Genomic DNA, 23027 nt, shown 5'->3' with positions numbered 1-23027 from the left:
AAAAGCCCCCGGACAAGCGGTTGTCCGGGGGCTTTTTTATTTCTGACGACTCATTGTAGGCGCTGTCGAGTGCAACGAGGCTGCGATCTTTGATTTTCAGAAGCAAGATCAAGGGATCGCAGCCTGCGGCAGCTCCTACAGGTGGCCGTTGTGGCGGGGGTTAGCCAAGCACCTCACTGGCCACCTGATCAATCGCACCTTTGGTGATGCCAACAATCAGCTCCGCCTCTGCCTCGGTGAGAACCAGCGGCGGCGCGAAGCCAAGAATGTCGCCATGGGGCATCGCCCGGGCGATCATGCCGCGCTCAAGGCAAGCCGCCGAAACTTTCGGGCCCACCTTCAGTGCCGCATCGAACGGCGTGCGTTGTTCACGATCGGCCATGAACTCAACCGCCGCGAGCATGCCGTCGCCGCGCACTTCGCCTACCAGCGGATGCCCTTCCAGGGTTTCGCGCAACCGACGGTTGAGATAGCCGCCGACCTTCTCGGCATTGGCCGTGAGGTTTTCCCGTTCCAGAATATCGAGGTTGGCCAGCGCCGCCGCGGCACAGATCGGGTGTCCGGAATAAGTCCAGCCATGGCCCATGGCACCTTGGGATTCGGACGCCTTTTCGATGACATCCCAGACTTTTTCGCCGACGATCACTGCCGACAATGGTGCATAGGCACTGGTCAGGCCTTTGGCGGTGGTAATCAAGTCCGGGCGCATGCCGTATCGTTGACTGCCCATCTTCGAGCCGAGGCGACCAAAAGCGCAGACCACTTCGTCGGCGATCAGCAACACATCGTATTTATTCAGCACGGCTTGAATGGCAGCCCAGTAACCCGCTGGCGGCACGATGATGCCGCCCGTCCCCATCAACGGCTCGCCGATAAACGCCGCTACGGTGTCAGGGCCTTCGGCGAGGATCATTTTCTCCAGTTCGTCGGCGCAGTAACGCACGAACTCGGCCTCGTCCATGCCGGTCGGCGCCTTGCGATACCAGTGGGGGCACACGGTGTGCTTGATGCCTTCGGCCGGCAGGTCGAAATGTTGATGGAAACTTGGCAGGCCGGTCAGGCTGCCGGTCATGATGCCTGAGCCGTGATAACCGCGGTCCCGGGAGATGATTTTCTTTTTCTGTGGACGACCCAGTACGTTGTTGTAGTAGCGCACCAGCTTGATCTGGGTTTCGTTGGCGTCAGAACCGGAGAGGCCGTAGTAGACCTTCTTCATGCCTTGCGGTGCCCAGTCGATAATGCGACTCGACAGTTCGATGATCGCTTCAGTCGAATGCCCCATGTAGGTATGGTAATAGGCCAGTTCCTTGGCTTGCTTGTAGATCGCATCAGCGACTTCGGTGCGACCATAGCCGATGTTCACGCAGTACAGGCCAGCGAAGGCGTCGATGAATTCGCGGCCTTCGTGGTCGCGAATGCGGATGCCCGATGCGCCCTTGATGATGCGCCCCTTGAGTGCTCCGCTGGCGTGGTCATGGGCGTGGGTCGATGGGTGCATGAAATGCGCACGGTCTTGCTCGAACAGGGTGTCGAATTCTTGGCTCATGGTAGATCTCCTCAGAACTGGCCTTGATGGTGCAGGCAGAAGTATTTGGTTTCGACAAAGGCTTCGAAGCCCTCGGTGCCGCCTTCACGGCCCAGCCCCGAGGCTTTCATGCCACCGAACGGAATCGGATGGCCGGTGAACTTGACGCCGTTGACCGCAACCATCGAGTGGTCGAGACGGCGAATCAGCGGGTAGATCAGGTCCAGGCGATTGGAACAAATGTAGGCGGCCAGACCGTATTCGGTGTCGTTGGCCATCTCGACGGCCTGCTCGAGGGTGTCGAACGGCATCACCCCGGCAATCGGTGCGAAGTTTTCTTCACGGTAGATGCGCATTTGCGGCGTGACGTCGGCCAGCACCGTCGGCTGATAGAACAGGCCGCCGAGCGCATGGGCTTCGCCTCCCACCAGCCGTTGCGCCCCTAGTTGCAAGGCATCAGCCACGCGCTCGGCGGTGACATCGAAGGCGGCCTGATGCATCAACGGGCCGATATCGACCTGTTGTTCGCGGTCGCCGACCATGGCCGGACCGACCTTTAACTCACGCACGGCGGCGGCAAAGCGCTTGAGAAACTCCGGATAGATCGTGCGATCGACCATGATGCGGTTGGCCGCGCAGCAATCCTGGCCGGAGGTCTGGAACTTGGCGGCGACCGCGACTTTTACCGCCAGCTCAAGATCGGCATCGGCGCAGACAATGAAGGGTGCGTTGCCGCCCAGTTCCAGCGAAACCTTCTTCACGTCCGCCGCTGCCGCTTGCAGCACCAACTTACCCACGCGGGTCGAGCCGGTGAAACTCACCGAGCGCACGCGACTGTCCTGCACCAGGGTTTGCATGGTCATTTGCGGCTCGCCCAGCACCACGTTGAACACGCCGGCCGGGAAACCCGCCTCCTCCGCCAGTTGCGCCAGGGCAAACGCCGAGTACGGCGTTTCATGCGCGGGCTTGATCACCACGGTACAACCGGCTGCCAAGGCGGCGGCCGCTTTGCGGGTGATCATGGCGCTGGGAAAATTCCACGGGGTCAGCAGCGCACAGACGCCGACCGGCTCCTTGACTGTGCCCAGGTGCGCGCCGGGTATGTGGCTGGGAATGTTCTGCCCATAAAGGCGCCGCGCCTCCTCGGCGAACCAGGGAATGAAGCTGGCCGCGTAGGCGATTTCACCGCGGGACTCGGCCAGGGACTTGCCCTGCTCCAGGCTGAGAATCCGCGCCAGGTCTTCCTGATGCTCAAGAATCAATGCCGCCCAGCGCCGCAAAATTACCCCGCGCGCCTCCAGGCTTTGTTCGCGCCAGCCGGTAAACGCGCGGTGCGCGGCGTCGACGGCCGCGACAATTTGCGGCTGATCGAGCATCGGCACATGGCCGATCAGTTTTTGATCGGCTGGGTTATGCACGGCGATACTGTGACCGCTGTCGCTGTGGACCCAATGGCCATCAACGTAGCAAAGTGCTTTGAACAGCAGTGGATGTTTGTAGGTCATGGCGTTCACTCCAATCCGTGTGCGTGGAACCATGCTAGGGCAGCCGGGCGTTGAGGATTTGGCGTTTGAACGGGGTGCGACAGGTGGTTTTTTCTGATTGAGCGGGGGTGAACAGCGGATTTTTGCGGTTGAAGCAAAAACACTGTGGGAGCGAGCCTGCTCGCGAAGAGGCCACAACATTCAACATCCAAGCTGACTGTTACACCGCTTTCGCGAGCAGGCTCGCTCCCACATTTGGATTTGCGGTGCGTTCAGGAATCTTGAGATAGCTCAGCGGGCAAGGCGCCGCCGGTCTTGATTGTCTTGGTGACGATGTAGGTGAAGTAGCGTTCGATACCCAGATCGTCGAGCAACAACTGGTCGATGAAGCGCTGGTAATGGTCAATGTCCGGTGCCTGGATCATTGCCATGTAATCGACACCGCCACCGGTGGCGTAACAGAACGCCACTTCGGCAGCCTCGTTCATGCGCTGTTCGAAACGCCGCATATCCTGTGCGGTGTGTCGGGCCAAGGTGATTTCCACCAGCACCTGCTGGCTTTTGAACACCGCATTCCAGTCGATCTGCGCGCGGTAGCCCTTGATCAAGCCCTGGCTTTCGAGTTTGCGCACCCGCTCCCACGCAGGCGTTACCGACAGGTTGATCGCCTCGGCCAGGCTCGATTTGGTGATACGCCCGTCTTCAGCGAGGATTCGCAGGATTTTCAGGTCATAGCGATCGAGTTTGTGCATGGGTGACGATCTCGTGAATATTTAGGAGACCCTGTGGGATTGATGTCAGGTCAACACGTCGGCGATTACCGCAATGGTATCGCCACACCGCACCAGTCCCGGAAAATGCCGCGCCGCCAGCAGACCGCTGCGCGCTGCACGGTATTCCATCGGCGCCACACCGCTGCGGGTGGCATCGTAGACACGGGCAATCACTTCACCTTGCTTCACGTTGTCCCCCAGATCACGGCACATTTCCAGCAGGCCGTCGTGCTCGCTGGCGATGAAGCAATCGCCGTCGGGCATGTCGAGCATGATCGACGGTGCGAGTTGTACCTCGCCTTCAAGGATCCCGGCATGCACCAGCAGATTTCGCACGCCGCGTTCGGCAATCGCCACGCTGCGTGCGTTGGAAGAGCCGCCGCCGCCCAGTTCGGTGGTAACGAAGACTTTGCCCTGGCGTTCGGCGGCGGTGTCATACATCGCCCCGGCGTCGAGCTCCAGCATGCGCATGCTGTACGGCGCATTGAAGGCACGCATCCCGGCCTCGCATTGCGCCTGCTGCCGTTTATCCGGCAGCACATGACAAGCGGCGAATGGCAGAAAATCCAGGGTGCGACCGCCGGAGTGAATGTCCAGCACGATGTCGGCCAATGGCAGCAAGGTACGCGTGAAGTAATCGGCGATTTTCTCGGTCACCGTGCCGTCCGGCTTGCCGGGAAAACTGCGGTTGAGATTACCTTTGTCGATCGGTGACGTGCGCCGCCCGGCATGGAACGCCGGGGTGTTCATGAACGGCACGATTATCACCCGCCCACTGACCTCGGCGGCGCTCAGCCCCTGGGCCAGCTTGCTCAGCGCCACCGGCCCTTCGTATTCGTCGCCATGGTTGCCACCGGTGAGCAGCGCGGTCGGCCCTTTGCCGCGTTGAATCACCGTAAGCGGAATCATCACCGCCCCCCAGGCCGAGTCGTCCCGGGAATACGGCAGTTTGAGAAAGCCGTGCTGCACGCCTTCACGGGTGAAATCCACCGTGGCGCTGATCGGGTTGTCAGGCAATTCGCTCATGGTTCAATCCTTCACGAACAGTTGGCGTGGCACGTTGCACAGGGTTTCGACGCCGGTTTCGGTGATCAGAATGCTCTCGGTGATCTCCAGCCCCCAGTCGTCCATCCACAGGCCCGGCATGAAGTGGAAGGTCATGCCCGGTTGCAACACGCTGGTGTCGCCGGGACGCAGGCTCATGGTGCGCTCGCCCCAATCCGGTGGATAACTGATGCCGATCGGGTAGCCGCAACGGCTGTCCTTGTGGATGCCGAATTTCTCCAGCACCTTGAAGAATGCCACTGCGATGTCGCCGGTGGTGTTGCCCGGTTTGGCCGCCTCAAGCCCGGCGGCGATGCCTTCGACCACGGCATTTTCACCGTCGAGAAAATGCTGCGGCGGTTTGCCCAGGTAAATGGTGCGCGACAACGGGCAGTGGTAACGCTTGTAGCAACCGGCGATTTCAAAGAAGGTGCCGGCGCCCTTTTCGAACGGCGTATCATCCCAGGTCAGGTGCGGCGCGCTGGCATCGGCACCGGTGGGCAGCAGAGGCACGATGGCCGGATAATCACCGCCATGCCCGTCGGCGCCGAGGATGCCGCTGCTGTAGATCTCGGCCACCAATTCATTCTTGCGCATGCCTGGCTCGATCCGCTCGAGGATCCGCCCGTGCATTTTTTCAACGATGCGCGCGGCGATGCGCATGTAGGCGATTTCCTGCGGCGACTTGATCGCCCGTTGCCAGTTCACCAAACCGACCGCGTCCACCAAAGTGGCATTCGGCAGGTTGTTTTTCAGCGACAGGTAAGCGGCGGCGCTGAAGTAATAGTTGTCCATTTCCACGCCGATGGTCAGCGCGTCCCAACCGCGGGCGCTGATGACTTCCCGCGACAGGTAATCCATCGGGTGACGTTCCCGGGACTGCACGTAGATGTCCGGATAACCGACGATATTTTCCTGCTGCATGAACACCGTGCGCTTGGCGCCGTTGGCATCCTGCCCGCGACCGAACCACACGGGCTCGCCGTCGAGCGCCAGCAGCACGCACTGATGGACATAAAACGACCAACCGTCGTAGCCGGTCAGCCAGGCCATGTTCGACGGATCGGTGACCAGTAATAGCTCGATACCCTGCGTTTGCATGGCCGCTCGAACCTTGGCCAGACGCTGGGCATATTCCCCCCGTTCGAACGGGAGATTGACGACTATCTGAGACATGCTCCTGCCCTCTGATAAATGACACGCGGATGAAAAAACCGGTTAACTGCCGAACTGAAAACCCTTGCCAGCCGAACGCGCGCGCTCGAATGCCAGGTTGGCCATGGCCGTGTCCTGGGCACCGGTGCCGGTGAGGTCGCACAAGGTGATTTGCATTTCGTTTGTGCGACCGGGGCGCTGCCCGGCCAGCACCTGCCCCAACTCTGCGAAGTCGGACTTGTCGCGGATGACACCGGCTGCAAGGGCGTGATGCAATTCGCCGAGGATGCGGGTCTGGCTCAAGCGATCCGCCACGTAGCAATCGACCTGTGCCAGCGCCTTGGGGGCAATTTCGTTTTTGTGTTCGGCATCCGAACCCATGGCCGTGATGTGCAGGCCCGGTTGCAAATGCCGCACTTCAATCAACGGCTCGCGGCTCGGCGTGCAGGTGATGGCGATGTCCACGTCAGCCATGGCCTCGTCGATGCTCGCGCACGGCCTGACCGCCAGACCGCTGTCACGCGCCAGTTCGACACTGAAGGTTTCGGCCTTGGCGTAGTCCCGGGCCCAGACCCGCACGCTGTCGATCGGCCGCACCAGTCGCAAGGCCTGAAGCTGCAACGCCGCCTGCTCGCCGGCTCCGATCAGCGCCACGCTGCGACTGTCGGCCCGCGACAATGCCCGCGCCGCCACCGCTCCGGCTGCCGCCGTGCGCACGGCCGTCAGGTAGCCGTTATCCAGCAACAAGGCATCGAGCAGACCGGTGCGTGCCGACAACAGCATCATCATGCCATTGAGGCTCGGCAGGCCCAGTTTCGGGTTATCGAAAAATCCCGGGCTGACCTTGATCGCGAAGCGCTCCAATCCGGGCAGATACGCCGTCTTCACGTCCACTTCGCCGTTATGCTCGGGGATGTCCAGACGCAGGATCGGCGGCATGGCCACGGCGGCGGTGGCCAGCAGCACGAAGGCTTGCTCGATGGCTTCGATACTCGGCAGATCAAGGGCCACGCAGGCTCGCAGATCCGCTTCGCTCAACAGGGTGATTTCACTCATCAACGCGGCGCTCCAGTCTGATTTCTGTTTGAGTTCACGCATCCGCGCCGGCCAGCACACGCAGATGCTGATCGACTTCGACATTGCGACCGCTGACCACCACCACGATCGGTCCGTGCGGTTCGATCAAGCCATCAAGCAAAGCGCCAATCCCCACCGCCGCCGCGCCTTCGAGCACCAGGCGCTCCTCGCGATAGGCATGGCGCAAGGCATGGGCGATGGAGGTTTCGCTGAGCAAATGCAGGTGGTCACAGGTGTCGCGGGTCATGTTGAAGGTGTAACGGTTGTCCAGGCCGATACCGCCGCCGAGGGAGTCGGCGAGGGTCGGCAGTTCTTCGACTTCCACAGGATGTCCGGCGGCCAGGCTGGCGTACATGGCCGCACCGCGCTGCATGCTGACGCCATGAGTGACGATCTGCGGGTTGGCGCTTTTGAGTGCCAGCGCCACGCCGGCAAACAGACCGCCACCGGACAACGGCACCAGCACTTGGGCGACATCCGGCAGTTGTTCGAGGATCTCCAGCCCCAGCGTGCCCTGCCCGGCGATGATGGCCGGGTGATCGAATGGCGGCAGCAGCGTGGCGCCCTGCTCGCGGGCAATACGCTCGGCTTCGCACTGGGCGTCGTCCTGGGACTGGCCGACGATGCGCACTTGCGCACCGAGATCGCGAATGGCCTGAACTTTATTTCCCGGCACCAGATGCGATAGACAAATCGTCGCCTTCACGCTTTGCTGCGACGCGGCATAGGCCAGCGCCCGCCCATGATTGCCCGTCGATGCGGCAACGACCCCACGCGCCCTTTGCTCGGCACTGAGCTGTGCCACGGCATTGCTCGCGCCGCGCAACTTGAAGCTGCCGGTGATTTGCTGGGATTCGAGCTTGAGATACACCGGCACGCCCAACCGCCGGGACAGGCTGGGCGAATGTTCCATGGGCGTGCACCGGACCAGTGCTGCGATGCGCTGGCGGGCGAGGTAAATATCGTTGAGCTGTAGCGCTGACATGACCGCATCCCGATGAGGTATTGGGCGCAGTCTAAGAGGGCTGGATTGTCGCGATGAATGTACTAGGGCAATTTAGTCGACAAACTTTTTTGCCCCGATTGCCCGCTCAAAAATCATGGATCTGCGGGTACTGACCGAAGATTTCACGCATGCCCATCAGCGCGTCGCGCATTTCGTCGTCGCTGCATTCGGCACCGACACACACCCGAACTGCCCGGGGCCTGGGCGTGCCACGCACCGTAAACGGATCCGGCGAAGTGACAGCAATGTGCTTGTGCCGCAGCGCCCGCACCAGGCTGTCGACTTCCCAATGAGGGGGAATGCCGATCCAGGCACTCAACGCATAGGGATGCTGGCCGAGCAAGTACTCGCCCAGGTACTCGCTGACCATCGCTTGCCGTCCGGACAAGAGTTGGCGTTGCAGGTCCACCAGGGTGTCGGCGCGCCCGTCGCGAATCCAGCGCGTGGCAATCTCCGCGACCATGGGCGTTGCCATCCAGCTGTTGACCCGCAAAATACTTTCGGTGCGCAACGCCAGCCGCTTTGGCATCACCAGATAACCGACGCGCAAACCGGTGAGCACCGATTTGGTCATGCTGGTGCAATAGAACGACAGTTCCGGCAAATAATGGCTGATCGGCGGCGCCCGGCGCTCGTCCAGCAGAGGGCCGTAAACATCGTCTTCGATAATGTGCACGCCAAACCGCCGGGCGATCTCGGCAATTTCCCGTCGACGGCTGTCCGGCATCAGGCTGGTGGTCGGGTTGTTCAGGTTTGGCGTACAGACCAGCGCGGTGATGCGTTCGTTGCTGCACATGTCCTCGAAATGCTCGGGGTCGATGCCATGCCGGTCCATCTCCAGACCCTTGAGGGTAAACCCGAGCACCTGGGAATTGCCGATCACACCGTGGTCGGTCAACCCTTCGCAAAGCACCACATCATCCGGGCCGGCAAGGGATGCCAACGCCAGAAAAATCCCGTGGGCAGCGCCGTTGGTGATCAGGATGTCGTCGCGCTCGACCCGCAGGCCTTGCCGGGCGATCCAGTGCATCGCCGCCTCACGGTGCGACTCGAAACCGGCAATCGGGCGAAACGCGTGAATCCAGGGCTGATCCTCTTCGGTGCTGAGTTCGCGGCAGGTTTCGCGCCAGAACTGGTCATGCTCACGGGTGTGCATGATCCGCGCGATGGAAAAATCCACCAGCGCCCGTTCAGGACTGTCGAGAATATAAGTGGCAACCCGGTCGCTCATTCGCCGCGAAACAAAACTGCCGCGCCCGACCTCGCACCTCACCAGGCCCTGGCGCTCGAGCTCCTTGTAGGCATTGGTGACGGTTTGCACACTGATGCCCATGGCATCGGCGACATTACGTTGCGGTGGCAGCCGCTGATCATTGGCCAGCACACCCTGCTCGATATCGTCGGCAATCGCCTGGACCAGGATCTTGTATTTCGACTCGCCGCTGCGGGCGATTTGCAGTGCTGCTTTCCACTTGTCCATCGGCGCCGAACCCACGTGTTTGCCAGTGCCGACAGCATCCCGCGGGAAACCATGCAAAGCAATTGTCCTAGTGCAATGCAATGTGGCGCAGGGCTTTTGTATGCTCGGTCCAAGGTCGATGCACAGGCTGCTGAACCAGCCGCAAACAACAATCAATCGATCTGTACCGGAACTGTCTCCCCACGCTTGCGCTCAACAGGTGGGCCAGCCCTCGTACGCTTTGCTCTTGTCACACTGCCTCCTACCACAGAGCCGTCAACGACGGGTCCACAAGAAACAGGAGATTTTATCGATGAGCAATTCCATTCCCCGCACTCCCCATGTCTTGCGTCACCTGTTCATGGCTTGCGCGATATTCGGCCTGGCCACCAGTGCCCACGCCACGACGCTGGAAACCATTACGAAAAACAGCAGCATCCGCATTGGTTACGCGAACGAAACCCCATTCGCCTTCACTGAAACCGATGGCAGTGTCACCGGTGAATCACCGGAAATCGCCAAGCTCATCTTTGAAAAAATGGGTATCAAGAAAGTCGATGGTGTGCTGACCGAATGGGGCTCGTTGATCCCCGGCCTGCGCGCCGGGCGTTTCGACGTGATTGCCGCGGGCATGTACATCACGCCCGAGCGCTGCAAGCAGGTCATCTTCACCGATCCGCAATACCAGTTGCCCGACGCCCTCCTGACCACCAAAGGCAACCCGAAGAATCTGCACAGCTATGAAGACATCGCCAAGAACCCGGATGTGAAACTGGCGATCATGGCCGGCACGGTCAACCTGAAATACGCGCGAGACTCTGGCGTGAAGGACGCGCAAATCCTCCAGGTGCCCGACACCACCGCGCAGTTGCAAGCCGTGCGCGCCGGGCGTGCAGATGCGGCCGTCGGCACCCAACTGACCATGAAAGGCCTGGCCGGCAAGGGTGGTGAAAAGGTCGAAGCGGTCACCGAATTCAAGGATGACCCGTCGCATACCGGTTACGGCGCCCTCGCCTTCCGCCCGGAAGACAAGGACCTGCGAGATGCCGTCAACGCCGAACTGAAAAAGTGGCTGGGCTCCGAAGAGCACCTCAAGACGGTCGCCCCTTTCGGCTTCGACAAATCCAACGTGACCAGCAAAACGGCTGCCGAGCTCTGCGCTCAATAGCCGGAATGGGCATGGCGCTGCGGCGCGATGCCTATTTCCCTGCTGACTCCGGATGTTGAACCACGCAGGTGTGAACAATGGGTGAATTACTTCCGCTTTTGGTACAAGGCGCCTGGGTGACACTCCAGGTGACATTCTTCAGCTCGCTGCTGGCGATCGTCGCCGCCATTCTGGCGGCAGTCGGGCGCATGTCGCCGTGGCGAGCGGTGAGCTGGTTTTCGGTCGCCTACATTGAAGTGTTCCGCGGCACGTCGTTGCTGGTGCAATTGTTCTGGCTGTTTTTCGTGTTGCCGCTGCCACCGTTCAATCTGGAACTGAGCCCCTACAGCGTGGCCATTGTCGGCCTCGGCCTGCACATCGGTGCTTACGGCGCGGAGGTGATGCGCGGTGCGATCAGCTCCGTTGCCAAAGGTCAGTACGAAGCGGCGACCGCATTGAACTTCAGCGGCTACAAGCGCTTTCGGCGAATCATTCTGCCCCAGGCGTTGCTGGCGGCCATTCCACCGGGCACCAATCTGCTGATCGAGTTGCTGAAAAATACTTCCCTGGTCTCGCTGATCACCCTGTCGGACCTCAGCTTCCGGGCCCGGCAACTGGACCAGGCCACTTTCCAGACCCTGGAAATCTTCAGCCTGGCGCTGGCGATGTACTTCCTTCTGGCTCAAGCGATCAACCTCGGCATGCGCAGCATTGAGCGACGTTTGGCTCGCGGCCGGATGCGTGGAGGTCTGTCATGACCCTGTTCGATTGGACATATGCCTGGCAGATCCTGCCCGATTTGCTCCGGGCATCGCTGAACACCGTGGGCATTACCCTGCTCGGTTTCCTGATCGCCATTGTGCTGGGATTGTTTCTGGCCATCGGCCGACGCAGTCGCCTGTTCTGGCTTTCGTGGTCGATCGCCGGGGTGATCGAATTCATCCGCAGCACGCCGCTGTTGATCCAGGTGTATTTCCTCTATTACGTGCTGCCCAATTTCGGCGTGAGCATGACAGCCATGCAGGTGGGGGTGATCGGCATCGGTGTGCATTACGCCTGCTACATCGCCGAGGTTTACCGCGGTGGCCTCGACGCCGTGCCGCGGGCGCAGTGGGAGGCCGTTACGGCACTGAACATCGCGCCGTACAGCGCCTACCGCAACATAATCCTGCCCCAGGCCCTGCGGCCGATCCTGCCGCCGCTGGGCAATTACCTGGTGGCCATGCTCAAGGACACGCCGGTGCTGTCGGCCATTACCGTGGTCGAGATCATGCAACAAGCCAAGAACATTGGTTCCGAGAACTTCCGTTATCTGGAGCCGATCACCATGGTCGGTCTGTTTTTCCTCGCCCTGAGCATCGCTTTGGCTTATCTGGTACGGCGCCTCGAACTGCGTCTGGAGCTACGCTAATGACTTCTCCTATCTCGACTTCCAACGACCTTTCCCGGCGCGGCAACCTGACATCGCTGCATCAGCAAGAGGCCTGTGCCATGCATGAATCGAAACCGGTCAAGCCGATTGTCAGCTTCCAGGACGTCACCAAGAGCTACGGCAGTTTCACGGTGCTCGACCACTTGAATCTGGACGTCACTCCAGGCGAAAAAGTCGCGATCATCGGCCCCAGCGGCTCGGGAAAATCCACGCTGCTGCGGGTGTTGATGACGCTCGAGGGCATTGATGACGGATTGATCCGCATCGAGGATGAATTGTTGACGCACATGCCCAATCGCAACGGCGTGCTGGTGCCTGCCAACGACAAGCATATCCGTCGCGTTCGCGGCAAGATCGGCATGGTGTTCCAGAGCTTCAACCTGTTTCCGCACATGACGGCCTTGCAAAACGTCATTGAGGCGCCGGTGCAAGTGCTGGGCATGAAGCCGGCCGAAGCACGCGAACGAGCGGCGGACCTTTTGGAACTGGTGGGCCTGGGCAGCAAGCTGGGGCATTACCCTTCACAGCTGTCCGGTGGGCAGCAACAACGGGTGGCCATTGCCCGGGCGTTGGCCATGCGTCCCAAAGTCATGCTCTTCGACGAAGTGACTTCAGCGCTCGACCCGGAACTGTGCGGCGAAGTGCTCAACGTGATCCGCAAGCTCGGCGCCGAACACAACCTGACCATGCTGATGGTCACGCACCAGATGGGGTTTGCCCGGGAGTTCGCCGACCGTGTGTGCTTCTTCTACAAGGGTCAGATTCACGAGCAGGGCACACCGGCGCAGATCTTCGAACATCCACAGCAGGAACGGACCTGCGCATTTCTCAGCGCGGTGAAGGAAGCCAACTAGGGATCGCAATGTGGGAGCGAGCCTGCTCGCGAAGAGGGTGTGCCAGTCGACATTGATGCTGTCTGACACACTGCTTTCGCGAGCAGGCTCGCTCCCACAATTTGTTTTTACGGTATGGCCGGAGCCTTACTGCTGAGCACCATACTGCTGGCCAGGAATCGCCTTGAGGTTGACCTCTACACGGCGGTTCTGCGCACGGCCATTGACGTCAGCGTTGCTGGCAACCGGGCTATCCGGGCCGGCGCCACGGGCGCTCAGGTTGGCACCGCTGACACCTTGCGAGGTCAGGTAGGTTGCCACGCTTTGGGCGCGACGCTGGGACAGGTCCATGTTGTGCTGGCGACTGCCGGTGCTGTCGGTATAGCCGACGATCTCGATCTGGTTCTGGTTGAACTCTTTCAGCGAGCCCGCCAGGTTGTTCAGCGGCTGATAGAAACCTGAGGCAATATTCGCCGAATCGGTCGCGAACGTGATGTTGCCCGGCATGATCAGTTTGATCTGGTCGCCCTGGCGCTGCACTTCAACACCGGTGTTGGCCATGCTGGCGCGCAGCTTTTTCTCTTGTTGATCGGCGTAGTAGCCGTAGCCGGCGGCAGAAGCACCGACCACCGCAGCACCGATCAGGGCGCCCTTGCCACGGTTATCGTGGTTGATCGCAGCACCGGCCAGCGCACCGGCCAGAGCGCCGAGGCCACCGTATTTCGCGGTCTTGCTCATGCCTTCGGAGCCGCTATCCGTCTGGCCCTGGGCTTGCCCCTGACCGCCGTATGGGTTAGGCGAGGCACAACCGGACAAAACGGCCACAGCCGTAGCGAGAATAATCAAACGACGCGTGGTGAACATGTAAAGCTCCTACTTTTTTGCATTCTGTGGTGCAACGGACCAAGGCATCAGTCTTTGCGGGCGTTGGATCATGTTAACGGGTAAAAATTCCGAATGTTACAAATCAGCCCCGAACAAAGGGGTTCTCGCGCATTTCGTCGCCCAGACGGGTGTCCGGACCATGTCCGGTTACCACGGTCGCGTCTTCGTCGAGGGTGTACAGCCGCTGCTTGATCGAACGCACGATGGTGGCCTGGTCGCCGCCCCACAAATCCGTGCGCCCGACGCCGCGACGAAACAGCGTATCACCGGCAATCAGCAGCTTGGCCTCGGAAAACCAGAAGCTCATGGAGCCCGGCGTATGACCTGGCGTGTGCAGCGCCACGCCACATCCGCAGGCCAGTTCTTCATCATCGGCCAGCCAGCGGTCCGGAGACGGCACCGGGGTGTAAGGGACACCGAACATCTGGCACTGCATTTCCAGGTTGTCCCACAGAAACTGGTCTTCCTTGTGCAAATGCAGGGTCGCGCCGGTTTTCTCCTTGAGTTGACCGGAAGCCAGGAAATGATCGAGGTGGGCGTGGGTGTGAATGATGCTGACCACTTTCAGCCCCAAGGCATCGAGACGCGCCAGGATCAGTTCATGATTGCCACCCGGATCGACAACGATGGCCTTTTTCGTCACCGGATCGCCGATGATCGTGCAGTTGCACTGCAAAGGACCGACGGGGAAGGTTTCGCGGATGAGGGTGGATTGCTGGGACATCAGGGCCTGCTCGATAAACGGGGACGAGGGATTTTCGCACACTTGAGTATCCAGCCAATGGCCACGATGGGTAACGTGAAGAATCCTTAACCCAAAACTCCCAGCTCCTTGGCCCGCGCCACCGCCTGCGTGCGCCGTTCGACCCCAAGCTTGCTGTTGATGTGGCTGGCGTGGGTCTTGACCGTGTGCAGGGAGATAAACAGCTGATCGCTGATTTCCTGGTTCGAACAGCCTTGGGCGATCAATCGCAGAACCGCCATTTCCCGCGTGCTGAGCTGTTCCGCGGCCGCGCAGGACTCCAGTCCGGGACGAGCAGCCAATGCCGGCAGTTTTTCACTGAGGTTCAGGGAAACGGGGGTTGGCGGACAGCTTTGAAGCTGCCCACGCAGCCAGTCCGGGTGCTCGGCCAACAAGCCCTCAAAGGGTTGCAACACGCCTCCGCCAGCGGCGTCCAGCGCCTGAGCCAGTGCCTTGCGTGCTTCCGGCTCCCGCCCACTACCCAGCAATAACGCCACTTTCTGGGTCAACGCCATGACACTGAGCAGCTGCCGACCGCTTTGCTGGCCATGTTCAAGCAGTGCATTCAAACGCCCTTCGGCCAGCATCGGTTGGCCCAGGATGACGTCGAGCAAGGCTTGTTGCAATTCGATATGCAGCGGCAATTGCGGGTGGAATTCCGGTGGTGCCGCCCCGTTTTCGCCGTTATAGGTCTGCCCCAGGCGCGACAGCCAGGCTTCGGCCAGATCGGTACGCCCCTGGGCCAGCCAGAGCTCACATTTGACCAGGGTGATCATGGCCAGGTAGTAGATCGGTGGCACATCCCAGATGTGCATCAGCCGTTCGGCTTCGGCCAGTTCGGCAAAGGCTTTGGCGAACTCGCCGCTGCTGCCCTCCAGCCTGGCAATCACACAATGGCCGATCAGTACGCTGATGTCACGACAGGCGCGCGCCTCGCTCAAACCGGCCTGCAATCGCAGCCGCGCCGCCTGCGGCTGCATGCGCAGGGCCAGCAGAAAGCCTTCATACAAGGTCAGCCGGGCTCGAACTGCATACAGCCGCTGCGCAGACAAGCTCTGCAGGCGTCGCATCCCCTGACGGACCTCCTCCAGCGCCCGACAGATTTCTCCGCGCGCTTGCAGCACCCGGGCGCGGTCGTAGTGCGCCAGCGCTTCGAACAACGGGTTGCCGACCCGTTGCGCCAGCTCCAGCGATTCACGGTTCAGCCCCCGCGCCCGCCACAAATCACCGTCGGCAATGGCCAGGTTGGACAGGGTCGAGAGGCACATCAGGCGCTGGCCGTAACGCTTGCATGGAAGACTTTCCAACGCTTCGCGGCAGTACCGCAGCGTCAGTTCGCGGTTGCCGCGCCCACGGGCAATGATGCCACTCAATGCCAACCATTGAGCCAGCATGGACTTCTGGGCGGTGGCCGACGGAGCGGGCAGGAAGCGACTCAAATGGCTGGCCAGTTCCTCGGCGGCATCCAGTTGACAAGCCATCCCCAGCGCCCAGCTATAGAGCACAATCAGTCGCGGCGTGCTGATCAGCAAACTGTCAGGCAAGTCCATTTTCCAGCGCAGCAACATGCCGACGTTCTGCTCGGCCAGCAGTTGCTCTTCGGAGAGGTTCTGCACCAGGTTCGCCGCGACGTCCAGGTGACCGGCACGCAAGGCCTGCTCCACGGCCTCATCGAGCAGTCCCTGGGCATTGAACCAGCGGCAGGCACGCAGGTGCAGACTGGCGGCCGGCACCATCGACTGGGAAGCAGGCCGTGTGCGCAACAGATCGGAAAACAGGTGGTGGTAACGATACCAATGGCCATGCTCGTCCAGTGGCACCAGGAACACCTGGTGGGCAAGCAGAAAGCGCAGGATCTCCCCGCTGTCATGGGCGTCGCGAACGGCGTCGCACAGTTCGCTGCAAAAGCGTTCCTGGGGTGCCGTGTCGTAGAGGAACGACTGGACCTCGGCAGGCAGGCAATCGATGACTTCTTCGAGCAGATAATCGCGGATCAGCCCTTCCCCGCCGTGCAACGATTGCGGCAGCGCGCCATCGGTGCCTGCCTCCGAGGCGGCCAGCAGCCAGAAGCGCAACCCCGCGACCCAGCCTTCGCTGCGCTGGATCAGGTTTTCCAGTGCCTCACCGCGCAAGGAGCTGCTGTGCCGGTCGAGCAGGCTCAAGGCTTCGTCGTGGGTCAGGCGCAGATCCTGTTCATGCAACTCAAGTAGTTGCCGTGACAGCCGCAGTCGCGCCAGGTGCCAGTCGGGACGTTGACGACTGGTGACCATCACCAGCAAGCCATCGGGAAGATGATTGAGGAAAAACTGCAGGCAGCGGTCCAGCACCGGCCCTTGGGCCAGATGGTAATCATCCAGCACCAGCAGTAATGGCGTCGCTGTAGACAGGTGCACGGCCAGTTCGTCAAGCAGGCCGTCCAGCCATTCTTCGAACGCGAACGGCTGATGGCGCTGGCGCATTTTCAACAGCCCGAGCGATTGCCTGCCCAGATGCGGGAAATAGTCCTGAAGACCTTCCAGCAGTCGTTCGAGAAAACGCCCCGGGTCACTGTCGCGCGGGCTCAACCCCAGCCAGAGACTTCGCCAATGCGCCGGCAGCCCCTGACAAAACTCCACCGCCAACGAACTCTTGCCGAATCCTGCCGGTGCGCTGACCAGCAACAGCCTGCCGCCGAGCCCGGCACTCAGGCGTTCGCACAAACGTGGACGCAGCACATGGCCGTCGGGCAGCGGCGGGCGGAAGAAGCGCCCGTCGAATGTCGCGGCAGCAACGTTTGCAGAACCTGGGGATGTAGACAAATCAGTCATAGCCGGCTCTTGTTTGAATTGCGGGTGGCGGCGTTGCAGATGTCCGCAGACTAGCCGTAAACGGCTAGGGAATGAAGGTAGTTGCTACAAATGGCTACAAAAAGTCTACAAACAAAAAAAACGCCCCGAACCAGTCGGGGCGTTTTCAGAGGATGCGGCCTCTACTCAGATCACCTTAGCGAACACCGTCCTGACGCAAGGCGGCCGGGGTGAAGTCGCTGGTGGTGGCAGTGAAGCCGAAGTCATAAGCCGACTTCTCTTCGTTCTTCATGCCCAGCGCCAGGTAACGACCCGATTGCAGGTCATACAGGGCTTCGAGGGCATACCACGGCACTTGCTTGTCGTAGTAGTTCTCGGCATGGGCCTCGGCGACGCGCCAAAGTTGTCCGCGACCGTCGTAGTGATCGATGACCGCTGCTTGCCAGGTGTCTTCGTCGATGTAGAAGTCACGCTTGGCGTAGATGTGGCGCTGACCTTCCTTCAGGGTTGCAACCACATGCCACACACGACGCAACTCGTAACGAGCCAAGTCCTGGTTGATGTGACCGGCCTTGATGATGTCGTCGTACTTGAGCGTTGGCGAGTCGAGTTTGTAGCTGTCGGAGGCGATGTACATCTCTTTCTTGCCTTCGAGCTTCCAGTCGTAACGATCCGGTGCACCGTTGAACATGTCCAGGTTATCGGAAGTACGCAGGCCATCGGCAGCCGTACCCGGACCGTCATAGGACACTTGCGGGGCACGACGCACACGACGCTGACCAGCATTGTAGACCCACGCCGAACGCGGTTCCTTCACCTGGTCGAGGGTTTCGTGCACCAGCAGTACACCACCGGCCAGACGCGCTGGCGCGGTCACTTTCTGCTTGAAGTAGAACAGGATGTTGCCCGGGTTTTTCGGGTCGTAATCCTTCATCTTGTCGCGGAACACGAACTGGTCCTGGAAGTACACCATGCTATACGAGCCATTCGGTTGCGGTGTGGCCTGGGTCACCAGACGGGTCACGCTGCCCCCGCGATAGCGGGTGATGTGGTTCCAGATGACTTCAACGCCGCTTTGGGGAATGGGGAATGGAATGGCGGTTTCAAAGTTCTCCAGGCCGTTGCCGCCGGACACCAGCTTGGTGTTGGTGGCGTTCTTCTTGATGGCGGCGAACACGTCATCCGGCACGGTGGCACCGCGATGTGACGGATAGACCGGCATCTTGAAGGTTTCCGGGTAGCGCTTGAACATCGCGTACTGGCCCGGGGCGAGCTTATCCTTGTATTGGTCGACGTTCTGCGCCGTGATGGTGAACAGCGGTTTTTCGCTGGCGAACGGATTGGACAGGAAACCTTTGCTGTCGACCGTACCGGCGTTCTTCGCCATCGGCTTCCAGACCGGGATCGAACCGTCGGCGTTGCCCGCCATTTCGGCGCCCATCGGGGTCAGGCTCTTGCCCAGCTTGTCGGCCTCGGCCTGGGGAACCGCTGCGATGACGCTGGTCGCCAGCAGCGAAAGACCCAGAACACTGGCGTGGAACAGACTCTTTGTTATTTTCATATGTGCGTTCGTCCAGAAAATGCAGTGCTTAGAAGTTCACGCCGACGCTGAGCGCAACGAAGTCGCGGTCATCCACGGTGGTGTACTTGCCGTCGAAGAAATTGGTGTATGCCAGGCTCGCGGTGTAGGTGTTCTGGTACTCGGCATCGACACCCAGGCTCACCGCTTTGCGGCCTTCCTCGAAGTTGCCGCCAGGGCCAGGGGAGTAACCGCTCACGTCATGGGACCAGGCAACGTTCGGCTTGAGGTTCACACCGGCAAACACGTCGTTGTACTCCCAGATGGCGCGACCGCGGTAGCCCCACGAAGTCGGGGTGGTGAAGCCTTCGTTGGTGCAGTTGCGGCTGCGGTTGTTGGTCGGCGTACCCGGGCCCGCACCGTTGATGGTGCTGGTGTTGAGCGCCACGCAGGTATCGAGCGCACCAGAGGCTGGCAACTCACCCGGGCCGTAGACCGGATCGCGGCCATAACGAACGTCGGAAGTGCTTTCCAGGCCGCCAACGTGGGTCACGCCCACTTCACCCACCAGGGTCAGACGGCTGGCGCCCATGACCTGGTCGAAGAAGTGCGTCAGGGTAGTCTGGAACTGGGTGACTTCCTTGCGACGATACCCGTGCAGGTCTTGACCCGGCACGCCGGTCAGCAGCGATGCGTTGGTCAACGGATTGTTCGGGTTGTTATTACCCAAAGGACGTACACCGGCGAACAGGATGTCGGTGGAGTTGAGCTGCACCGGAGCGTTCGGACGGTAGCTGATCTCACCACTCCACGCCGTACCGGTAGGCAGGGTGGTGGAGAAGCTCAGGCCATACAGGCGAATGTCTTCCGGGTATTCGATGAAGTACTGCGAATTACCCGCCACCAGCAATGGCGCCAGCGCGGCGAACGGGCCCGGAAGCCCCGCTGCGGTGTTGTAGACCGACTGCGGCGCACCGGTGGCGCTGAAGATCGGCGCACGGCTGTGGTAGTTCATGAAGTAGGCGCCGAACTCGGTGTCCAGCGGATCGAACATGTACTTGAAGGACGCGCCCCACTGGCCGCTGTCACGGGCATCGCGATCGCCGCCACGGCGTACCAGAACACCCTCGTTGTTGACGTCGACGCCATTGGCGGCCAAAGGCCCCAGGGCAACGGCCGGAATTTGCGAGCGCTTGGCCAGTACACGCAGGTTGTCGTTGCAGCCGTCGGCAACGATGTCTGGCTGGGAGAAGAACGTGCCGCAGTTGTCGACGACGGTCTGGTCCCATTCAATTTGGTAGAACGCTTCGGCCGAGAGGTTTTCGGTCAGGCTCTGGGACACATAGAACATGTTGACCGGGATCAGGCCTTCCTTGATCTCGGCACCCGGACGACGGAACGCGGACACGTCGATCGGGTTGATCGAGTTGATGCCACCACCGATGAAGGTACTTTCACCCCAGCTCACGACCTGCTTGCCCAGGCGCACGGAACCTGGTTGATCGGCAATGGAGTAGTTGTGGTAGACGAAGGCGTCGAGGATCTGGCCGCCGGCGGACTTGGCGCCCTCCTTGCGGCCCTCGTCGCTGATGTCCTTGAACGGACGGTTTTCGTCCTTCAGTTCAAAGTCGTACCAGTATTTGCCACGGACGAAAACACCGGTATCGCCGTATTTCAGTTCAAGGTCATGGATGCCCTTGAAGATCTTCGAGAAGGTTTCCCCGCTCTTGAAGTTCAGGTGACCGTCATCAGAGGTCTGGGACAAACCCTTGCCGCCGTTGTTGACACCGATGAGGTTCTTGTTCGGCTGCTGAGTAGACCAGCTGGCACCAATCGACAGGGATGAGTCGAACTGACCTTCGATTTCACCTACGTTGAAACTGACGCCGAATGCTGGCCCGGCGAGCGTAGAGGCAAGACTGACAGCCAGGGGCAGTTTCGCCCGGCGCCAGAACTGGTTTACTGATGTCATCGACGCTACTCCATGTGCATTTTATTTTTATGGCAATGAGCACTTCTAAAAACGCTGTGGATAACCGGGAGCCATAGCGTCCCAAAGTCATTCCAAAGATGCATCGCCCCGGTTCGTGCGGTTGCTCCGTTCTTAAAAATCCTTGAGCGGACTATAGCCAGCAGGTAGTTGTGCTTGATCCCTCTAAAGTGTGATTTGCAGCTGCCAGCCACTCTGGAACAGTCCTTTCGCCAGTCCGACGCCCGTCGGCACGGCAAGGATGGCTGAAAAAATCGATTTGACAAGCCAAGCGCTTGCTTGGTGGGGCTGGCGTGCCCTTTCGGGCACGCCGGGAGGCGCTTAAAGCGTCGAGAGGAAGGTACTGTTGGTGGCCTGCCATTCGGTGATGTCGACACGAATACGCTTCTTGTCGAGTTTGCCGACGCTGGTCTTGGGAATTTCAGTAACAAGCGCGATCTGGCTCGGAATCGCCCACTTGCTCAGGTGCCCCAGCTCCACAAACGGCTTGAGGTGTTCCTTGAGTTCCCGGGCTCCGATTACGTACCCCTCACGAACCACCAGCAGGGCAAACGGCCGCTCCCCCCACTGCGGATCGGGGATCCCCACCACTGCTACTTCACGTACCGCTTCATGACGGCTGATCAGGTCTTCGAGGTCCAGGGAGGATATCCACTCGCCACCGGTCTTGATCACGTCCTTGATCCGGTCACGAATGTCGATCACGCCCATGCTGTCCAGGGTCGCCACGTCGCCGGTGTGCAGCCAGCCGCCGGCCCAGAGCTCGGCGCCCTTCTGCGGCTCGTTGAAATAACCCTCGGTGAGCCACGGTGCACGCAGCACCAGTTCACCCTGAGTCTCGCCGTCGGCGGGCAGGAAGTTGCCCTCGGTGTCGACGATCGCCGCCTCCACCAGTGGCCCCGGCACACCGGCCTTGATCCGGTAAGTGGTGCGTTCGTCTTCGGTTCCGGCCATCAATTCGTCGTTGAGGTGCGCGCACGACACCAGCGGCCCGGTTTCCGACATGCCGTAGGCGGCGGTCAACTGAATGCCTTTGGCCTTGGCCGCCTCATACAAGGTGCGGTTCAGGGCGCTGCCGCCGATGACGATTTTCCAGCCGCCGAAGTCGACATTCTGCGCAGCCTTGGCATTGAGGACCATCTGCAGGATGGTCGGCACGCAATGGGAGAACGTGACCTTCTCCTTGCGCCACAATTCCACCAGGTACTCCGGGTCATAGCGGCCGGGATACACCTGCTTGAGCCCGAGCATGGTCGCCACATACGGCAAGCCCCAGGCGTGGACGTGGAACATCGGGGTGATCGGCATGTACACGTCGCTGGTGCCCAGCAAGCGCACACTATCGATCGCGCCCATGATGGTCGACACCCCTATGGTGTGCAGCACCAGTTGCCGATGGGTGAAGTACACACCCTTGGGGTTACCGGTGGTGCCGGTGGTATAGAACGTGGTCGCGACCGAGTTTTCGTCGAAATCCTCGAAGTCGTACTGCGGGCTCGCCGCGGCCAGCAGTTGTTCGTATTCGCCGACGAGGTTCGGCAGGTCCGCGGTTTTTTCCGGCAGGTCAGTCAGCAACAGGGTTTTGTCGACCGTCGTCAGATGCCCTTCGATGGCCTTGTAGAGGCCGACGAACTCGCTGTTGACCAGCACGAAGCGGTCCTCGGCGTGGTTCATGGTGTAGAGGATCTGTTCCGGCGACAGGCGCACGTTGATGGTATGGATCACCGCACCGATCATCGGGATGGCGAACATGCATTCCAGGTAACGATGGCTATCCCAGTCCATCACGCCCACGGCATCCCCGGGCTTGACCCCGGCCGCTGTCAGCACGTTGGCCAGACGGGCCACCCGTTCGATCAGGGTCGGGTAGCTGTAGCGCAACTTGTCGCGGTAGATGATCTCGCGGGTTTTCTCATAACGGGCACCAGACATCAGCAGCCGCTTGATCAACAGCGGGTACTGGTAAGCGCCTTCGGCCGGGGGGATAACGCGAGTCTGCAACATAAGAATCCCTTTTTCTGACTGCACGGTCGTGACTGAAAGTACGCACTGTAGTGCCCTTGATCGTCAGCCAAATCAGCCAAAGGAATGATTTGCAGAGCCGCGCAGTGCTAGCGTTGCGCCAGCATCCGTAGGCTTTCATGACAGGAACTGTAGGAACTGCCCCTGG

The 23027-nt window shown here is 60.6% G+C and carries 18 protein-coding genes; 4 read left to right on the top strand and 14 right to left on the bottom strand.

What is annotated here, in order from left to right; all coding sequences use genetic code 11:
• Positions 1-160: 160 nt before the first annotated feature.
• From KW849_RS00475 to KW849_RS00440, 8 genes are all read right to left on the bottom strand, one after another.
• A complete protein-coding gene (locus tag KW849_RS00475) occupies positions 161-1546 on the bottom strand; it encodes an aspartate aminotransferase family protein (protein WP_218426729.1) in 1386 nt (461 codons plus the stop codon).
• Between the two features lie 11 nt (positions 1547-1557).
• Positions 1558-3030, bottom strand: coding sequence for an NAD-dependent succinate-semialdehyde dehydrogenase (locus KW849_RS00470; RefSeq protein WP_218426727.1), 1473 nt, complete (start codon positions 3028-3030; stop codon positions 1558-1560).
• 251 nt (positions 3031-3281) lie between these two features.
• A complete protein-coding gene (locus KW849_RS00465) occupies positions 3282-3761 on the bottom strand; it encodes an Lrp/AsnC family transcriptional regulator (RefSeq protein ID WP_218426724.1) in 480 nt (159 codons plus the stop codon).
• A 45-nt stretch (positions 3762-3806) separates the two neighbouring features.
• Complete coding sequence (doeB, locus tag KW849_RS00460; RefSeq protein WP_218426723.1) at positions 3807-4808, bottom strand: N(2)-acetyl-L-2,4-diaminobutanoate deacetylase DoeB; 1002 nt, start codon at positions 4806-4808, stop codon at positions 3807-3809.
• Positions 4809-4811: 3 nt separating this feature from the next.
• Positions 4812-6002 (bottom strand): ectoine hydrolase DoeA, encoded by a 1191-nt coding sequence (doeA, locus tag KW849_RS00455; protein WP_218426721.1) that lies wholly within the window; start codon positions 6000-6002, stop codon positions 4812-4814.
• 42 nt (positions 6003-6044) lie between these two features.
• Positions 6045-7037, bottom strand: coding sequence for an ectoine utilization protein EutC (gene eutC, locus KW849_RS00450; protein ID WP_218426719.1), 993 nt, complete (start codon positions 7035-7037; stop codon positions 6045-6047).
• A 34-nt stretch (positions 7038-7071) separates the two neighbouring features.
• Entirely contained in the window at positions 7072-8043 is a 972-nt protein-coding gene (eutB, locus tag KW849_RS00445; RefSeq protein WP_218426717.1) for a hydroxyectoine utilization dehydratase EutB, read from the bottom strand.
• A gap of 106 nt (positions 8044-8149) precedes the next feature.
• On the bottom strand, positions 8150-9544 hold the full coding sequence (locus tag KW849_RS00440) for a PLP-dependent aminotransferase family protein (protein WP_218427848.1): 1395 nt from the start codon (positions 9542-9544) through the stop codon (positions 8150-8152).
• 292 nt (positions 9545-9836) lie between these two features.
• On the opposite strand from KW849_RS00440, the gene ehuB reads away from it, so the two are divergent.
• From ehuB to ehuA, 4 genes are all read left to right on the top strand, one after another.
• On the top strand, positions 9837-10691 hold the full coding sequence (gene ehuB / locus KW849_RS00435) for an ectoine/hydroxyectoine ABC transporter substrate-binding protein EhuB (protein WP_218426715.1): 855 nt from the start codon (positions 9837-9839) through the stop codon (positions 10689-10691).
• A gap of 77 nt (positions 10692-10768) precedes the next feature.
• Complete coding sequence (gene ehuC, locus KW849_RS00430; protein WP_218426713.1) at positions 10769-11428, top strand: ectoine/hydroxyectoine ABC transporter permease subunit EhuC; 660 nt, start codon at positions 10769-10771, stop codon at positions 11426-11428.
• Positions 11425-12081: an ectoine/hydroxyectoine ABC transporter permease subunit EhuD gene (ehuD, locus tag KW849_RS00425; RefSeq protein WP_218426711.1), complete on the top strand. Its 657-nt coding sequence runs from the start codon at positions 11425-11427 to the stop codon at positions 12079-12081. Before ehuC ends, ehuD begins: the two co-directional genes overlap by 4 nt.
• Positions 12082-12161: 80 nt before the next feature.
• Entirely contained in the window at positions 12162-12956 is a 795-nt protein-coding gene (gene ehuA, locus KW849_RS00420) for an ectoine/hydroxyectoine ABC transporter ATP-binding protein EhuA (protein ID WP_256357033.1), read from the top strand.
• Between the two features lie 126 nt (positions 12957-13082).
• Here the strand turns inward: ehuA and KW849_RS00415 are convergent, their stop codons facing one another.
• The 6 genes from KW849_RS00415 to KW849_RS00390 form a co-directional block, all read right to left on the bottom strand.
• The gene (locus tag KW849_RS00415; RefSeq protein WP_218426709.1) at positions 13083-13799 is read right to left on the bottom strand and encodes an OmpA family protein; all 717 of its coding nucleotides are present in this window, start codon (positions 13797-13799) and stop codon (positions 13083-13085) included.
• Between the two features lie 103 nt (positions 13800-13902).
• Entirely contained in the window at positions 13903-14544 is a 642-nt protein-coding gene (locus KW849_RS00410) for an MBL fold metallo-hydrolase (RefSeq protein ID WP_218426707.1), read from the bottom strand.
• An 86-nt stretch (positions 14545-14630) separates the two neighbouring features.
• Entirely contained in the window at positions 14631-17369 is a 2739-nt protein-coding gene (locus KW849_RS00405; RefSeq protein ID WP_218426705.1) for a LuxR C-terminal-related transcriptional regulator, read from the bottom strand.
• Positions 17370-17544: 175 nt separating this feature from the next.
• Positions 17545-18909, bottom strand: a complete 1365-nt coding sequence (locus tag KW849_RS00400) for a DUF1329 domain-containing protein (protein ID WP_218426703.1) — start codon at positions 18907-18909, stop codon at positions 17545-17547.
• A 28-nt stretch (positions 18910-18937) separates the two neighbouring features.
• Complete coding sequence (locus KW849_RS00395; RefSeq protein WP_218426700.1) at positions 18938-20839, bottom strand: DUF1302 domain-containing protein; 1902 nt, start codon at positions 20837-20839, stop codon at positions 18938-18940.
• 339 nt (positions 20840-21178) lie between these two features.
• Positions 21179-22861: a fatty acid--CoA ligase gene (locus tag KW849_RS00390; protein ID WP_218426699.1), complete on the bottom strand. Its 1683-nt coding sequence runs from the start codon at positions 22859-22861 to the stop codon at positions 21179-21181.
• Between the last annotated feature and the right edge of the window lie 166 nt (positions 22862-23027).

Origin of the sequence: Pseudomonas sp. PDM26 (assembly GCF_019219185.1) — a bacterium.
Classification (GTDB): Bacteria; Pseudomonadota; Gammaproteobacteria; order Pseudomonadales; family Pseudomonadaceae; genus Aquipseudomonas.
Note: the sequence above shows the minus strand (reverse complement) of the source record. Positions and strands in the feature narration are given on the sequence as shown.